11 protein-coding genes are annotated in these 14,649 nt (G+C 49.0%); 9 read left to right on the forward strand and 2 right to left on the reverse strand.

The window, feature by feature from the left end; genetic code table 11:
* Positions 1 to 23 precede the first annotated feature (23 nt).
* The 5 genes from AC2VDX_RS04580 to AC2VDX_RS04600 all read left to right on the forward strand — a co-directional run bounded on the left by AC2VDX_RS04580 (position 24) and on the right by AC2VDX_RS04600 (position 8,227).
* Positions 24 to 1,103 carry a phage tail protein gene (locus tag AC2VDX_RS04580; RefSeq protein ID WP_378176906.1) on the forward strand — a complete coding sequence of 360 codons (1,080 nt, stop codon included), beginning with the start codon at positions 24 to 26 and terminating at the stop codon, positions 1,101 to 1,103.
* 53 nt (positions 1,104 to 1,156) lie between these two features.
* A complete protein-coding gene (locus AC2VDX_RS04585) occupies positions 1,157 to 2,419 on the forward strand; it encodes a DUF4159 domain-containing protein (RefSeq protein ID WP_378176904.1) in 1,263 nt (420 codons plus the stop codon).
* 244 nt (positions 2,420 to 2,663) lie between these two features.
* Entirely contained in the window at positions 2,664 to 4,826 is a 2,163-nt protein-coding gene (locus AC2VDX_RS04590; RefSeq protein WP_378176902.1) for a hypothetical protein, read from the forward strand.
* Between the two features lie 105 nt (positions 4,827 to 4,931).
* Complete coding sequence (locus tag AC2VDX_RS04595; RefSeq protein ID WP_378176900.1) at positions 4,932 to 7,817, forward strand: COG1470 family protein; 2,886 nt, start codon at positions 4,932 to 4,934, stop codon at positions 7,815 to 7,817.
* Positions 7,818 to 8,092: 275 nt separating this feature from the next.
* Entirely contained in the window at positions 8,093 to 8,227 is a 135-nt protein-coding gene (locus tag AC2VDX_RS04600; protein ID WP_378176898.1) for a hypothetical protein, read from the forward strand.
* Positions 8,228 to 8,546: 319 nt separating this feature from the next.
* Here the strand turns inward: AC2VDX_RS04600 and AC2VDX_RS04605 are convergent, their stop codons facing one another.
* Positions 8,547 to 8,861 (reverse strand): RNA-binding regulator, encoded by a 315-nt coding sequence (locus tag AC2VDX_RS04605; protein ID WP_378177204.1) that lies wholly within the window; start codon positions 8,859 to 8,861, stop codon positions 8,547 to 8,549.
* 454 nt (positions 8,862 to 9,315) lie between these two features.
* On the opposite strand from AC2VDX_RS04605, the gene AC2VDX_RS04610 reads away from it, so the two are divergent.
* The 4 genes from AC2VDX_RS04610 (at position 9,316) to AC2VDX_RS04625 (ending at position 14,259) form a co-directional block, all read left to right on the forward strand.
* Positions 9,316 to 10,572: an MFS transporter gene (locus AC2VDX_RS04610; protein ID WP_378176896.1), complete on the forward strand. Its 1,257-nt coding sequence runs from the start codon at positions 9,316 to 9,318 to the stop codon at positions 10,570 to 10,572.
* Positions 10,573 to 10,809: 237 nt separating this feature from the next.
* The gene (gene ilvB, locus AC2VDX_RS04615) at positions 10,810 to 12,669 is read left to right on the forward strand and encodes a biosynthetic-type acetolactate synthase large subunit (RefSeq protein ID WP_378176894.1); all 1,860 of its coding nucleotides are present in this window, start codon (positions 10,810 to 10,812) and stop codon (positions 12,667 to 12,669) included.
* A 315-nt stretch (positions 12,670 to 12,984) separates the two neighbouring features.
* Positions 12,985 to 13,614: a Crp/Fnr family transcriptional regulator gene (locus AC2VDX_RS04620; protein ID WP_378176892.1), complete on the forward strand. Its 630-nt coding sequence runs from the start codon at positions 12,985 to 12,987 to the stop codon at positions 13,612 to 13,614.
* Between the two features lie 24 nt (positions 13,615 to 13,638).
* On the forward strand, positions 13,639 to 14,259 hold the full coding sequence (locus tag AC2VDX_RS04625) for an alpha/beta hydrolase (RefSeq protein ID WP_378177201.1): 621 nt from the start codon (positions 13,639 to 13,641) through the stop codon (positions 14,257 to 14,259).
* A 29-nt stretch (positions 14,260 to 14,288) separates the two neighbouring features.
* Here AC2VDX_RS04625 and AC2VDX_RS04630 read toward each other — a convergent pair whose 3' ends face one another.
* Positions 14,289 to 14,456 (reverse strand): hypothetical protein, encoded by a 168-nt coding sequence (locus tag AC2VDX_RS04630; RefSeq protein WP_378176890.1) that lies wholly within the window; start codon positions 14,454 to 14,456, stop codon positions 14,289 to 14,291.
* Between the last annotated feature and the right edge of the window lie 193 nt (positions 14,457 to 14,649).

Below are 14,649 nucleotides of genomic sequence, written 5' to 3' on the forward strand. Positions count from 1 at the left end.
ATTTTCAGCACTCACCACTGACTATGACTCAAAGCACGTCGCACGGTAAAATCTTACACCTGACACTCACCCCCATGCAGCTTGCCGAGGCAGTTCAGCCAGTGGGGGCGAGTAGCACTGCCAATGCGCTGGCACTCAGTGGCAGTGTCAGTACCGAAGGCATGACGAGCAATCAATTGCTTGTGTATCCAGGCGAACCGAGTGAAATGGTGGTACAGCTAAAAAACCTGGGAACCCGAATCCTACAGGTTAACCTGCAACTTGAGGGCAACTTCCTCAGCCAGTGGTGTCGCATTGGCATGGAGGGTCATGAAATTGCTCCAGGTCAGCAGATGGATGCTGTGTTATATTTCCAAATCCCAGCCAATTTCTTTGAGAATAACCAGTCTTTAGAGTCGGGTGAAACCCTAGTCGTCGATTATCATAGCCGCCTTTATGTGTACTACACAGAGCAAGCAGGAACTGGGGGGCTTGCCATACCAGGCAGGCAACTGCTCGAATCCGCAGCCTTCAACCTCTATGTACGTCCCCGCAGTCTCTACCTAGATTTTTTGCCCAGTCTCTATCGGGAAGTAGACTTTATTGGTCGCTTTTTGAAGATTTTTGAGGAGACTTTTGAACCCGCAGTGCAGTCGATGGATCTTCTGTGGGCTTATTTAGATCCCTTGACTGCGCCGACGACGCTGCTACCCTTTCTTGCCCACTGGGTAGCATGGCCGATGGACCCCCGGTGGAGTCTGAATCGGCAGCGATATCTGATTCGTCAGGCGGTGGAACTTTATCGCTGGCGTGGGACGCGACGGGGGTTGCGGCTCTATCTACATCTCTATACAGACTTGCCCCTCGACGATCATCTACCCGAAGAAGCTGATAAGCACATTAGTATTGAAGAAATCTTTGGTCAAGGTTTCCTTTTAGGGGAAACGCGCCTTGGCGAAGACTCCATGCTGGGCGGTGGGCGTCCCTATCACTTCATTGTACGCCTGCGACCTGACCGACTTGGTCAAGTCGATGAAGGATTAGTGCGGCACATCATCGACCAAGAAAAACCGGCTTTTTGCACTTACGATCTTGATATTGCAGAGGTAATCGGGAGTGGGTAATCGTAATAAAAAAAGCAATTAGTCATTAACAATCCTTCAATTAGCTATTAACAATGATGTTTCCTCCACCACCGACTAATCCTTTAGAACGTCTCCAGGTTACTGATGGTCTGTTGATGAATGCCGACCGCTGGCGTCGGACGCATGAGTACCACCGACAGCGACAGAATATCCATTATCAGTCTCTTAACCAGCCAGGGATTGTCTGCGGTTTGGGCGTGCGCTTGATTGCGGCACCAGCGGAAGTTGCGCCGCAATTCCGGGATGGACGTTGGGTACAAATTCAGCCGGGAATTGCGATTGACTTGGCGGGAAACCCAATTATTGTTTCCGAACCGATTGAATTTCGGGTGTCGGGTGAGACGCTAACAGAGAACCCTCAGATGGTTTATCTGGCGATTAGTTATGTAGATCCGGAAAAATTGCGCCGGAAAGAGTCTCGTGAATTTGAAAAGGAAACTTTCCGGCTTGATGAAAAGACTACTCCACCGAGTGAAATGGAAGTGGAATTGTGCCGAATTTTTCTGCGATCCGAGTTAGAGGAATTAGAGAATCCTAGGGATGTGTTTTTTCCGACGGTTAATAGCTTAGATTTGCGTTATCGAGCGATCGCGCGATCGCGTCCCCAAGCAGTTGTCCGCGTTGCCCAAGTGACGCAGCAGCAACCTGCCGATGAGCGTAGTTTTTCCCATCTCTCTTACTTACTCAATTCGGTTGCTGCACTTTACCCCAGCTTACAGGGAGCGGATCTGATTGGACAAGTTCCCTTTTTGGGTACCGAAAAGTCTTTGCCGCTTGCCGCTTTAGGCTATGATCTGCTTTACTTCAGGGGTCGTCAGGCACTCTATTTAACGACCCCTGAATTTGAAGCCCTAAAAAATTATTTAGAGACAGGGGGTGTCCTGCTAGTCGATGCTGCCACCGATGCCATAGACCTGATTGAGAGCATCATGGCGATCGCTCAACAACTCGGAACTCCTTTAGAGGATATCAGACGCCTGAGCCGAAATCATCCCTTGCGGACACAGCCTTTCTTGTTTGCAGCGTTACCCACTTTGAATCAACAGCCCATTCAACTCGGCTATGGCGGAGGAATTATCTTAGTAGTTGGCAGTTTGTCAGCAGCTTGGGGATTGGATGACAAGTTTTTACTGTCGCGAGAAACTATCCGCACCGCCCAAGAATTGGGAATTAACCTTCTGCATTTCGCATGGCGCAGGCGGCAACTCACCCAATTATTAAGAGCAGATAAGCCCGCATCAACCGTCGCCAAACCCTCTGTCAAACAAGCTATTTTTGACAAATTACAATTTTAAAATCTTCTATCCTCCAAACAAAAACTAGACGGTGTTTTTTCCGGTGTTCTTGTTCGCTGCTAGTAACAGTTAGCAAATAAAGGTCATTAGCTATCTAGCTACTATAGCAATTTTAATAAGTTGATGAAATTCTCTCTCTCTCTCTCTTTCTTCCTTAGCGCTCTTTGCGCTTTCGCGGTTCATTAAAAAAAGGTAGCTTTCACCAATTCAATAAGACTGCTATCGCTAAAAAGGTATATTTTTGATGGTAAATAAAAGTCTCATCAATGCTAAATTATCCACCCAGTTACTTAGATACAAACCGGGAGGGATACCGGCTTCCTTAGAAGTAACTGTTACAAATGAAAGCAATCAATTTGCTACTTTTCAAGTAGAACTGCTAGCAGCTGGTGCTGACTCTAGTGTGGCTAATTCCTGGTATAAACTATCTCCAGGAATTAGCGCCAAAACGCCCCCTGGAGATAGTACAAAGTTTTATGTAGCGATTACTGACACGCCCGTTCCTGGGTTTGTTGGCAAAATGAATATCACAGTCCGCATCTTCTCGATGGAACTGCGGGAAGAAGAAAGACAACTTCTCAGAATAGCCATTGAGCAGGGAACTGGCTCCATCCCCATGCAGGTTGAGCTGCCAGTCCGAGAATTCGTAGTTCATCCGACAGACTTGGTCGAAATACCAGTCTGGGTATACAATCCCAGTCAACTATCCACCAATGTCGTGCTACATTTTGTGGGCATAGAGCCGACTTGGCTAGTCGAGAGTGCCCAACGACGGCTGCAAGTTGCACCAGCGGGCAAGGTAGAAACAAGTTTCTTATGCCAAATACCCATTGCAACCCTTGCCCCCAGCCAGGTATACCCTTTTACCGTTGAATGTACTCAGCACAATGGTCCCCCATCCAGGAATGCAGGATCAATCAAGATCGTTGCTGCGGGATTTATGGATTTCAGTTGCACCCCAGCCTTGCAGCAAATCCCTCCATCGCGGAATTGGCTACCTAGATGGAAGTCTAACTCCGCAAGTTACAAACTCAATTTTGAGAATGCCAGCAATTTAACTCAGCAAGTGAGTTGCGAAGTCGAGGCGGAGGATCAGCGGAGATTCCATTTGCAGGTCATCCCTGAAGTGGTAGACCTGAACCCAGGCGAGACGACTCAGTTGCAGCTGGTGTGTACGAGGAAGCGGCGCTGGTGGGGTTCAGTCCAAAAATTTCTTTTAGAAGTTAGGGCGATTGTGTCGGATGATCGCTTAGATGTCCGCAATGACACCCAAATCTTGAAACTGCTCGTCCAGCCGGTTCTCCCTATCTGGATGCAGTTAGCGGGATTAGTATTGCTGCTTTTCCTGCTCTGGTCGCTGTCGTGGCTAAACCCCGGCAACCCATTTTGGGGTCACAAAGCTTCTGTCACGTCGGTGCAATTTAATGGACTAGGCGAGCAACTGATCAGTGGCTCGAATGACCAAACCGCAATCAGATGGCGCACTTCAGGCTTTGTGAATCCTTTGATTAATCAAGAAATTGGGGTTGTGGGAAAGGCGGGTAAAGCCGTGCGCGTCATCCGGTATAAACCAGTAGACAATAATGTGGTTGCAGCAGGCTTAGAGAATGGGGAGATCCAGCTGTGGAATGTATCGGGGGAAAAGCAACCGATAAATTCTTTCTCTTTCCAAAAAGACGATCGGGTTTTGGCTCTAGAATTCACCAAAGACTCGCGTTATCTATTGAGCGGTCACGGGAGTGGTTTGGTTGCGGTGTGGGATATAGAACGCGACCTCGACAATCCTAACTCTACCAATCAACCGCTGCGAGGGAAGAAATTTGATTTTGTAGTGAATGCTTTAGCATTGGTGGGAAAAGCCGATAGAAACTTAGCGATCGCGGGACGCTACAACCAATTTGTAGTCTGGAATTTGGCAAAAGATAAGTGGGGGCGCGTATCCTATCCCCGGCAAGGAGGTCAGGAAGATTACATCGTCAGCTTGGATAGTGCTGAATACAAGCCGAATCTTTTAGTCACTGCTGATAACCAGGGGTATATTACCTTATGGAATATGCAAAAATGTCTTGCCGAGCAGGGACCTTGTGAAGTTTTGGATGAATGGTCAGATGGTCACGGCGGCAAGTCAGTTCGGTCGGTAGCCTTGAGCGCCAATGGTTGCTACTTGGCGAGTGGAGGGGATGACGGACGGGTGATGCTTTGGCCTCTGACTGCTGAAGGTAAACGCGATTCCCAATTAAAAGGCAGAAAAATCGATCTCTCGTTTGGTCAGTCTTGGCATATTAATAGTGTAGATATCAAAACGGTCGGAAACTCTATCTTCGTAGTTAGTGGTAGTGATGATACTGAGGTGAGGTTAAAACGTGTCGATCGGCTACCGCAACTACAGTGCGACCAACAAAACTGAGGTAAAAAAACTGAGAACTGAGCAGGACGCCTCACTGAGTTTTCAGTCGCGTAGAGACGCCGATTTATCGCGTCTCCTCAGTCCTTATTTCTGGGGAGGGAAACAATGACAACGAGACAACCGTTCGATGCTGGTTCCTTAGAGAGACAGGGGAGACAGGATGAAAAAGCCGGTGGTCTCACAATGGTTGATGTCCTGACGCTGCCAGACTCCCAGCGACAGATCGTGCAATGGATGATGCGTAAAAAATCAGAAGTCAGTCTGGCTGAAGTGGCAGATCGTACTGGCTCAGGGGAGGACGTAGCGATCGCTCTGTTGGACGATCTGGTAGATCAAGGCTTTGTACAGGAGACGGAAGTTGCAGGCGAATTACGCTATCGGATGCGTCTTGCTGCCAAACGAGGCAGTCAGCAGTTGCCTCAAACCATCCACCAAGCGCTGGCTCCTGGTAATCCCCTCGCGGTTATCCTAAATCCTTCCGGAGACTACGCCCTCGTTGCCGGAGCGACCTTCGATCTATGCATCACGGTGAGTAATAAGGGCAATCAAAGTGCCTTAATTGATATTTTTGTCGATGAAGTATCCCAGCCTCTTCGTCAGTGGTGTGCTTCTCCCCATCAGCGGCTGGCATTAGGTTCCAACTCTACCAGCGAGGCGATCTTTCAGTTTCAGGTGCCAGTCGAGACGAAACCGGGCACCTACCCATACCTGCTGGTAGTCGATGCGCCGCAACACTACCCCGAAGATACCCCGATCCGGCATCAAGCGCGACTCCAGGTTTTACCGCCGATTGAGACTGCCATTCGGGTTAGCGACCCCACCTTTAGTCTTGTACCAATCACCAGTTCTGCTGTCCCAGCTCGTCTCCAACCCGGTTCGCTGTTGCAAGTTGTGGTGAACGTACACAACCGCTCTGACCGAGTCGATCGGTTTCGGCTGATGTGCCCGGATCTGGATGAGAAATGGTTTAGCGTGCGTTATCCGGAAGGGCTAGAGTCGCCGGGACTGGTGACAACGACGACGGGATTAGACCTCAACCCCGGAGACAGGGGGCAAATCCTGCTACTGTTAAACCCGCCAATGGACGCGCTGGCAGGAACTTACTATCCCACCGTTCGCTTATATTCTGTCAACAATCCAGACCTGGTGCTGCTGGATGTCGTTTACCTAGAAATTCTCCCGACTTACCTTCTGACCGTAGAATTTCGCACCCTGGTAGGTAAGGTGAGACGCCTATCCGGATTGTATGAACTCAGATTAAATAATGGGGGCAACACCTCGCGCGAGGTGATCTTGCGCGCCAAAAGTTTGGATGAGGAGGATGTGTGTTCTTACACGGTGTCGCCTTCCCTGGTGCGGATAGCGCCTTTTTCTTTAGCGATCGCCGAAGTTCAGGTAAAACCGCTCAAGTGGTGGCGTCGTCCTCTGTACGGGGGAGGACGGTTGATCGGCTTCGGCGTTGAAGTTGAAGATACGCAGCAGTTACCGCTGATTAATGATGTACCTCAGGGGACGCTGTATTGGGAACCCCGTCCTTGGTGGCAGTTCCTGCTGGTATTGCTGCTTTCTATAGGAATTCTGGTAGCGATCGCTTTCCTGATTTGGTTGCTATTCTTTAAGCCAAAGCCGCCACCAAAAATTCTGCAATTTAGCTCTGAAGACCCTCTCTATCAAGCCTCTGAAGGCGACTTAATTCGTCTGAGTTGGCAAATTCGCCACCCAAATCAGATACAGTCGCTCTTGCTCACCGGGCAATCGCCTGACGGAACGGCTACCGTTGAACCAATTTCTTACGATTTCCGCCAGGGTGTTCCAGAGCAACTCAAGTCATTTTGTGCGATTCGGCAGGTTTTAATCTGCAAAAATGTGCGTACAGATGCCCGCAAAGCCGGTGACTATGTTTTTGAACTGAAAGTATTCTCGAAAAAGGGAAAAGATGCCGCATCGGACACCCTGAAGACCAGTCCGATCAAAATTGAACCGGAGCCTCCCCCGAAGATTATCGAGTTTTCCTCTACAAAACCTATTTATGCAGAGGTTCCTGGCAACCCCACCAATGCCAATAAAAAAGTCAGCGATGAAAATAAAATTCGCCTCAATTGGAGAGTTGTCAATCCAGAGCAGATCAAAGAGTTGCAGTTGATCGGGCGATCGCCTGACGGTGCGGTGAATAGTGTATTGAAGCGGTTTGACTTCAGCAAAGGTGTTGCAACTGGTTTGGCAAAATACTGTACCGCCGACGCAGCGCTAATCTGCAAAAATGTGCCTACAGATGCTCGCAAACCTGGAGACTACATCTTTGAATTGATGGTCGTTCCCAATACAGGACAACCGGAACCATCAGATTCTAAAAAGACGGATGCGATTAAAATTAAAGCTCAACCTTCTAGAATTGTTAATTTTCAAATCAACAATCAAGAAGCTTTACCAAAATATATTGTTCCAGTCAATCAGGCAAAACCCGGTGCAATTATTAAAATATCTTGGAAAGTAGAAGGCGGCAACGATATTAAGGTTGAGCTGCTTCCGGCACCCGGTACGGTTCCAGCTCAAGGCAGTATCCCCTATACTCTCAGTCAAAAACCGGGTAGTGAAACGATTACGCTGCAAGTCACCAATGCCTCTGGCGAACAAATTAGCAGAGCAGTTACAATTGAAACTTTTGAACCGCCGCCCCCACCGGCTCCACCTGCCTTAGTCCCGGCTCCACCTGCCCTAGTCCCTACTCCACCTGCCTTAGCCCCGGCTCCACTCGTCCCACCGCCGCTACCCCCAGCTCCCCCTCCCGGAGCCTCTGGGGCACCCGCCGCGACCTCTAATACTGGTTCCCCAGAGGCTTCTGGCGCTGGTACCCCTGCTGTTAGTACTCCTGCCGCCGGTACTCCTGCCACTCCCGCCGCCGGTACCCCTGCCACCCCCGCCGCCGGTTCACCCACACCCAGCGAGCCTGGTTCGCTCTCGCCCTCCGAGTTACCACCCCGTTCTGACTGACTTAATTAACGACTGGTAAGTAAGCGAATGCAATTAAATTGAAGATATTTGTAGGTTGGCTTGACGGAGGAAATCCCAACACCTGCATTGGTTTCGCTTATGCTCTACCCATCCTACAAATCAGGACTTACGCAAAGCTTATACATATAGCATTTTGTAGGGGCAATCCCCCTGTGGTTGCCCTCAGATGTGGTGCTGTTGCGTAAGTCCTGAAATAATTAATCCCACTTACTTAAGTAGGTAGACATAATTAAACTAAACATATGAGGTAGGGAATGGTTGAGGTAACGTTACCCAACACTGAAATGGGTTTGATGGGTTACTCTCCCTTGAAGGCTAAAGCCTTACGGCATGAACGCGCCTACGCTTATGCTCTACCCATCCTACAAATATTAGATCCATCTACTTAGTAGGTTTTGGTGTTTGGGGTAGTCGATTCAATTGGCTTTCACCCCCTATGCTGTCAATGTTAATTGAAGGAGTAGGGACTTTCCGACCGAAAAGCTTCTACAAACCGTCAAAATATTATTAAATCAGCACTACTTACTACCTGTGTCAACAAAAATGCCAGGACGGGCTAACAATTAAGTATTTTAGAAACGTCGGCACTTTTAAATAAAAATCCACTGCTAGAACGCTCATTCTATATATAAAAAAGAAAAACAGCGTTAAGCAGTGGAAGTGTCAATCTGCTGGAGACTAGGCTTGTTAATGTTTTTGTCTTAAAACTTAGTAGCGTCGAGAGAAGCCACCACTACTGGGTCTGCGATTACCGCCGCCGCCGCCAGATGGTCTTGTATCTTCACGGGGTTTGGCTTTGTTAACTTTTAAATCCCGACCCATCCACTCCGCTCCATCTAGAGCTTCAATGGCAGCCGTTTCTTCAGCTTCAGTTTCCATTTCCACAAAACCAAAGCCACGCGGGCGACCTGTCTCGCGGTCAGTGGGTAGCTGAACCCGCTTAACAGTTCCGTATTCGGCAAAAACTTGGCTAAGGTCTTCTTGGGTGACGTCGTAGGATAGGTTGCCTACATAGATAGACATGGAAGTATCTCGCTTTATGCAGATGGTGTAGAGACTTCGATTCGGCGAGATGTCTGTCAACATAGACAACCAACTCACTCAGCCGAATTAAATTCCCAGTGATTAACTTAGCACAGGATCGGTCTTCAGACATTCGCCATTGGGTAAAATAGCATGAAATTTGTCAAGTGAATGATTTGGTAATTTAATTGACAATTTTCTGCCAAGTATTGCAGTTTATACAGAAGGTAAAAACAACAGCTACACAGGGTTTCCAACCGCTACAGATGGGGGGAAAAGTCATGTGTTTGGCGATCTTTCCAATGCTGGATGCTGGTTAACATATAGAGTGGAATAGCTATTATGGCAGAGATGGCTTTTAAAAACTTTGACAAAAAGTGGCTACTCGACTGGCACAAGTGACTCTCGCCAGCGCACACTAGGGTTGTACTCAAGAGGCTCCTGAACACTTCTTATGTTTCCAGATGAACCTCCCGCTTCTGGTAGCGGCTTTCGCGCTCTGATGAAGAATCGACCTTTTCTCATCCTGTGGATAGGGCAGATCGTGTCTCAGGTAGCAGACAAGGTCTTCTTCATTTTGTTGATTGCGTTGCTGGAAAACTATCAGACGTCGCTGATGGGGGCAAATTCTATGCGTTCCGCCATCATGGTAGCTTTCACGCTTCCCGCAATCTTCTTTGGCTCAGCTGCGGGTATTTTTGTAGATCGCTTTCCGAAGAAGCAAATTATGGTGGCTTCTGATTGGATTCGCGGTTTATTGATGCTATTGATTCCCATATTGCCAAAGCAGTTTTTAATTTTGTTAGTAATTACGTTTTTGATCTCTACTGTCACGCAATTTTTTGCACCAGCAGAGCAGGCGGCTATCCCCCTATTGGTAAAGCGCGAAAATTTAATGACGGCAAATGCGCTGTTTACAACCACCATGATGGGGTCGCTGATTGTCGGTTTCTCTGTGGGAGAGCCGCTGTTGAGTCTAGCCAGAACTTGGGGGGGAAAGTATGGTCAAGAAATTTTGGTGGCGCTTTTGTACCTGTTGGCTGCTGGTATCAGCCAGTTAGTGAAAATTAAAGAAACTCCGATTCCGATAGGATCGATGGCAGTTCATCCTTGGAACGATCTCAAAGAAGGCTTCAGTTATTTATGGAAAAAACGCCTTGTTCGGACTGCGATGGTGCAGCTGACAATTCTGTATTCGGTGTTTGCGGCTTTAACTGTACTGGCAATTGAGCTGGCGAAGGAAATAGGTCTCAATGAGCCTGGTCAATTTAGCTTTTTACTATCCGCTGCTGGGGTGGGTATGGTGTTTGGTGCGGGTGTCTTGGGGCATTGGGGCGATCGCTTCCACCACAAGCCTTTGCCTCTGGTGGGTTTTTTGAGTATGGGCTTTGTATTGGGTGTGTTTACGTTGACTACACATCTCTGGCTGGGCTTAGGATTAAGTGCCCTGTTGGGACTGGGTGCCTCGTTCGTTGGCGTGCCGATGCAAACTCTGATTCAAGCCTCAACGCCAGAAAATATGCGCGGCAAAGTTTTTGGGTTTCAGAATAATGTCGTCAATATTGCTCTGAGTGCCCCGCTGGCGATCGCTGGCCCGCTTACGGATCAATTTGGCTTGCGAGGCGTTCTTTTGAGTATGAGCATTATTGTGAATATCGTTGGGGTCTGGGCGTGGCTCAGTACCCGCAATGTTTTGGAAGATGTAATCTAGCTTGAAAGGAGGACTCTCGGACCGATCTTAGCCGCTATCCTTGGCACACCTCCTTCCCGGCGGCGTGACCGAATTGAGCAATAAAGTCAGAGAAAATAAACACTCTCCAATTTTTGTGGATTAATCCCTCGACAGGAATTGATATCAGGATTAGACTTAAGAATTAACCCTCTATTTCTGATGCTGAATTAGATAGAAACCTTAAAAAAGAACTTAAGTTTAGTGAGAGGTTGACTGGTGCGATCGCAAAGCGTCTCGGAAAAAGAATCAATACGTCAAATGAGCAGCCGCAGAACAGGTGCATTTGCCCTGATTGACAGTCTGAAGCGTCACGGTGTTCAGCATATTTTTGGCTATCCGGGTGGTGCAATTCTGCCGATATACGATGAACTGTACCGGGCGGAAACGGATGGCGGGATTCATCACATCTTGGCAAGACACGAGCAAGGCGCGGCTCACGCGGCGGATGGCTATGCTCGTGCCACCGGCAAGGTGGGTGTCTGTTTTGCCACGTCTGGTCCTGGGGCAACGAACCTAGTGACGGGCATTGCTACAGCGCACATGGACTCGATTCCAATGGTCGTGGTCACGGGGCAGGTGCCTCTTAACGCGATTGGCAGCGATGCGTTTCAGGAAACCGATATTTTCGGAATTACGCTGCCAATTGTGAAACACTCCTATGTCGTGCGCGATCCCAAAGACATGGCGCGGATTGTGGCAGAAGCGTTCCATATCGCCAGTACGGGGCGTCCGGGGCCGGTGTTGATTGATGTGCCGAAAGATGTGGCATTAGCAGAATTTGACTATGTGCCGGTGGAGCCGGATACCGTAAGATTGCCGGGATACCGTCCTACGGTGAAAGGCAATCCTCGTCAGATCAATGCAGCGTGTACCTTACTTGGGCAAGCACGGCAGCCGTTGCTATATGTGGGCGGGGGCGCGATTACAGCCGGTGCCCATGCAGAAATTCAGGAACTGGCAGAACTCTTCCAAATCCCCGTAACAACGACGCTGATGGGCATTGGTGCCTTTGACGAGAACCATCCCCTCTCAGTTGGGATGTTGGGGATGCACGGCACCGCCTACGCTAACTTTTCAGTGAGCGAGTGCGACTTGCTGATTGCGGTGGGAGCCAGATTTGATGACCGCGTGGCGGGTAAGTTGGATGAATTTGCTTCTCACGCTAAGGTTATTCATATTGACATCGACCCCGCAGAGGTGGGAAAAAATCGCGCTCCGGAAGTGCCTATTGTCGGCGATGTGCGGAACGTGTTGATTGACTTGCTGCGCCGATGTCATGAAACCAATGCTGCCTTTGAGCTAAATCAAACGAAAGCATGGCTGGAGCGGATTAATCGCTGGCGAGAAGATTATCCTCTGGTGGTGCCTCAATATCCCGATAGTTTGGCACCGCAAGAGGTGATTGTAGAACTGGGGCGTCAAGCTCCTCAAGCCTACTACACGACAGACGTGGGTCAGCACCAAATGTGGGCGGCGCAATTTCTCAAGAATGGGCCGCGTCGGTGGATTTCCAGTGCTGGTTTGGGCACGATGGGGTACGGGATGCCAGCGGCGATGGGTGCTAAGGTAGCGCTGCCGAACGAAGAGGTGATTTGTATTAGCGGCGATGCCAGTTTCCAGATGAATTTACAGGAACTGGGGACGCTGGCACAATATGGCATAAATGTCAAGACCGTTATTATCAATAATGGCTGGCAGGGAATGGTGCGTCAGTGGCAGGAGGCGTTCTACGGAGAGCGTTACTCGTCCTCGAATATGGAAGTGGGGATGCCAGATTTTGTGCTGCTAGCAAAGGCGTTCGGGATTAAGGGGATGTCGATCCGCGATCGCTCGGAACTGAAAGATGCGATCGCCGAAATGCTGGCTCACAATGGCCCAGTTTTGCTGGATGCCCAAGTCAAAAGGAACGAAAACTGTTACCCAATGGTGGCTCCAGGTAAGAGCAACGCTCAAATGATTGGCTTGCCAGAACGCCGCAAGTTGGAAAAAGCCGCAGAGCTAGTATATTGCAGCGGTTGCGGTGCGAAAAACATCGCCAGCAACAACTTCTGTCCGGAGTGCGGTACCAAAATCTAATGGGTAATTAGTGATGAGTTTTTGAGCGATCGCTGATGAGTTCTTAATCGTTTGGATGACTATCCTTTACTTTGGGATATTACACTGAGGCTGGCTATCGATAGCCAGTCTCTTTATTTTCAGGCTGAGTCTGGAAGAATTTGGATGAGATCGCCTTTACCCTGAAAAGGGGCGATCGCACAATCTAAAAGTATTCGCAAATCACCGTTTTTTAAGCCTTTAGTAATCTTTTGATTACCTATCCTTTACCTTAGGGGGTTAAAGTGGCAGTGCCTATCCATAGCCAATTTTTCATAGCTGGAAATAATTACAGCCATGCCCCCAACTTCCAAAGCAGTTCTAGCAATAGACCAATACGATCCCAATGAAGGGCGTCGTTTGCATTTTTATGCCAAGGGAGACCTAATTCCCCTCGTACCACAGGGCATTTGGCAAATCGATCGGGGTTTGGTGCAGCTGAGTACACTTTGCCCGAATGGAGAAGAAGTGTTGCTGGGTTGGGCAGGAACTTCGACATTTTTTGGTCTTTGGATGACCTGGCTGCAAGCCTATCAGGCAACGGCGCTCTGTGATGTCTATTTAAGATGGTTTTCAGTCACAGAAATAGAAGCTTCCCCACGTCTAGCTCAGCTAATTTTGCCGCAAATGGGGCGACGGATGCGACAAGCAGAGGCACTTTTAGCCATTGTCGGACAGCGACGGGTAGAAGATCGCTTGCAGCGACTGCTGTTGCTGTTAAAAAAGGAAATCGGTCAACCTGTGGCTGGTGGAACTCGTCTGGGGGCGCGCCTCACCCATCAACATATCGCCAGTGCCATCGGTACCACCCGCGTGACCATCACGCGATTGCTCAGCAAGCTACAACAGCAGGGATCGATTAGTCTGGATAGCGATCGCCATATTATCTTAAAAGATGAGAGCTTTGCCAGCATCTCTGATTGGTGAGTCGCATTTGTTAGGAGTAAGCTTCTGTCTCTCTCAGTTATTTCGATTCCATCGGCAGCGAATCAACAGCCATCTGGGTTGATTGTCGTGTTGCATGGCTTTGGAGGGAATGCCCAGCAGTTGGCATCCTTAGCCCCATTTTTGAATTTACCGGAGTATCAGTTTTTGGTGCCCGATGCCCCTTTTACGAATCCCTATGTAGCGGGGGGGCGAATGTGGTACGAATTTGGGAAACCAGGAGGATCTCAGTCTCAGGATTTAGTCAAAAGTCAGCATTTGCTTACTGAGTGGCTCAAATCTCTCGAAAGTTCAACTGGCGTCCCCCTTTCACGCACAATTTTGTGTGGCTTTTCTCAAGGCGGGGCAATGACGCTGGATGTAGGATTGAATTTGCCTTTAGCGGGTTTGGTGGTGTTGAGTGGCTATTTGCATCCCCTCTCTCCACAACCTGATGCTACTTATCCACCTGTATTAATTTTGCATGGGAGACAAGATTCTGTGGTGCCGCTGAGTGCTGCCCAGAAGGCGCGGGACGCTTTAACAGCGCTGGGAGTATCGGTACAATACCAGGAATTTGATATGGGGCATGAGGTTCAACCGGCAGCTTTAGAAGTGATGCGGAAGTTTGTCAAGGCAAATACTTGATCGGTGCTAGCCGCTAATGACTGCTCTCGTTAGCGCAACGCTTGACGGTCTGAGGTAAAAATCCTGTTCAGCGTTGCGGTGCGAAGCACGGACTGAGTATAGCCCTTAACGCCATCAGGGCTGGAAATATGGAAATAATGACGCGAGAGTTTCTTCAGGCTGCGCCAGCAGAGAAACAATTCTTTCTTCTTGTCCATAATTAAATAATGGTGCTTGAAACCATTATTTATTCAGCCCTCAGCCCTCAGCCCTCAGTCCTCAGCCCTCGCGGCCCTCGAGGCGCGTCCAGGTTCCAGCGTCGTTGGGGTGGTCCGGGATCGACGCCATGACGGCTCCTTCAATGACTGGTCCCAATGGATTGAAGGCTGGGAGACCCATTTGGATGAAACG

It is taken from the genome of Coleofasciculus sp. H7-1 (assembly GCF_057473865.1).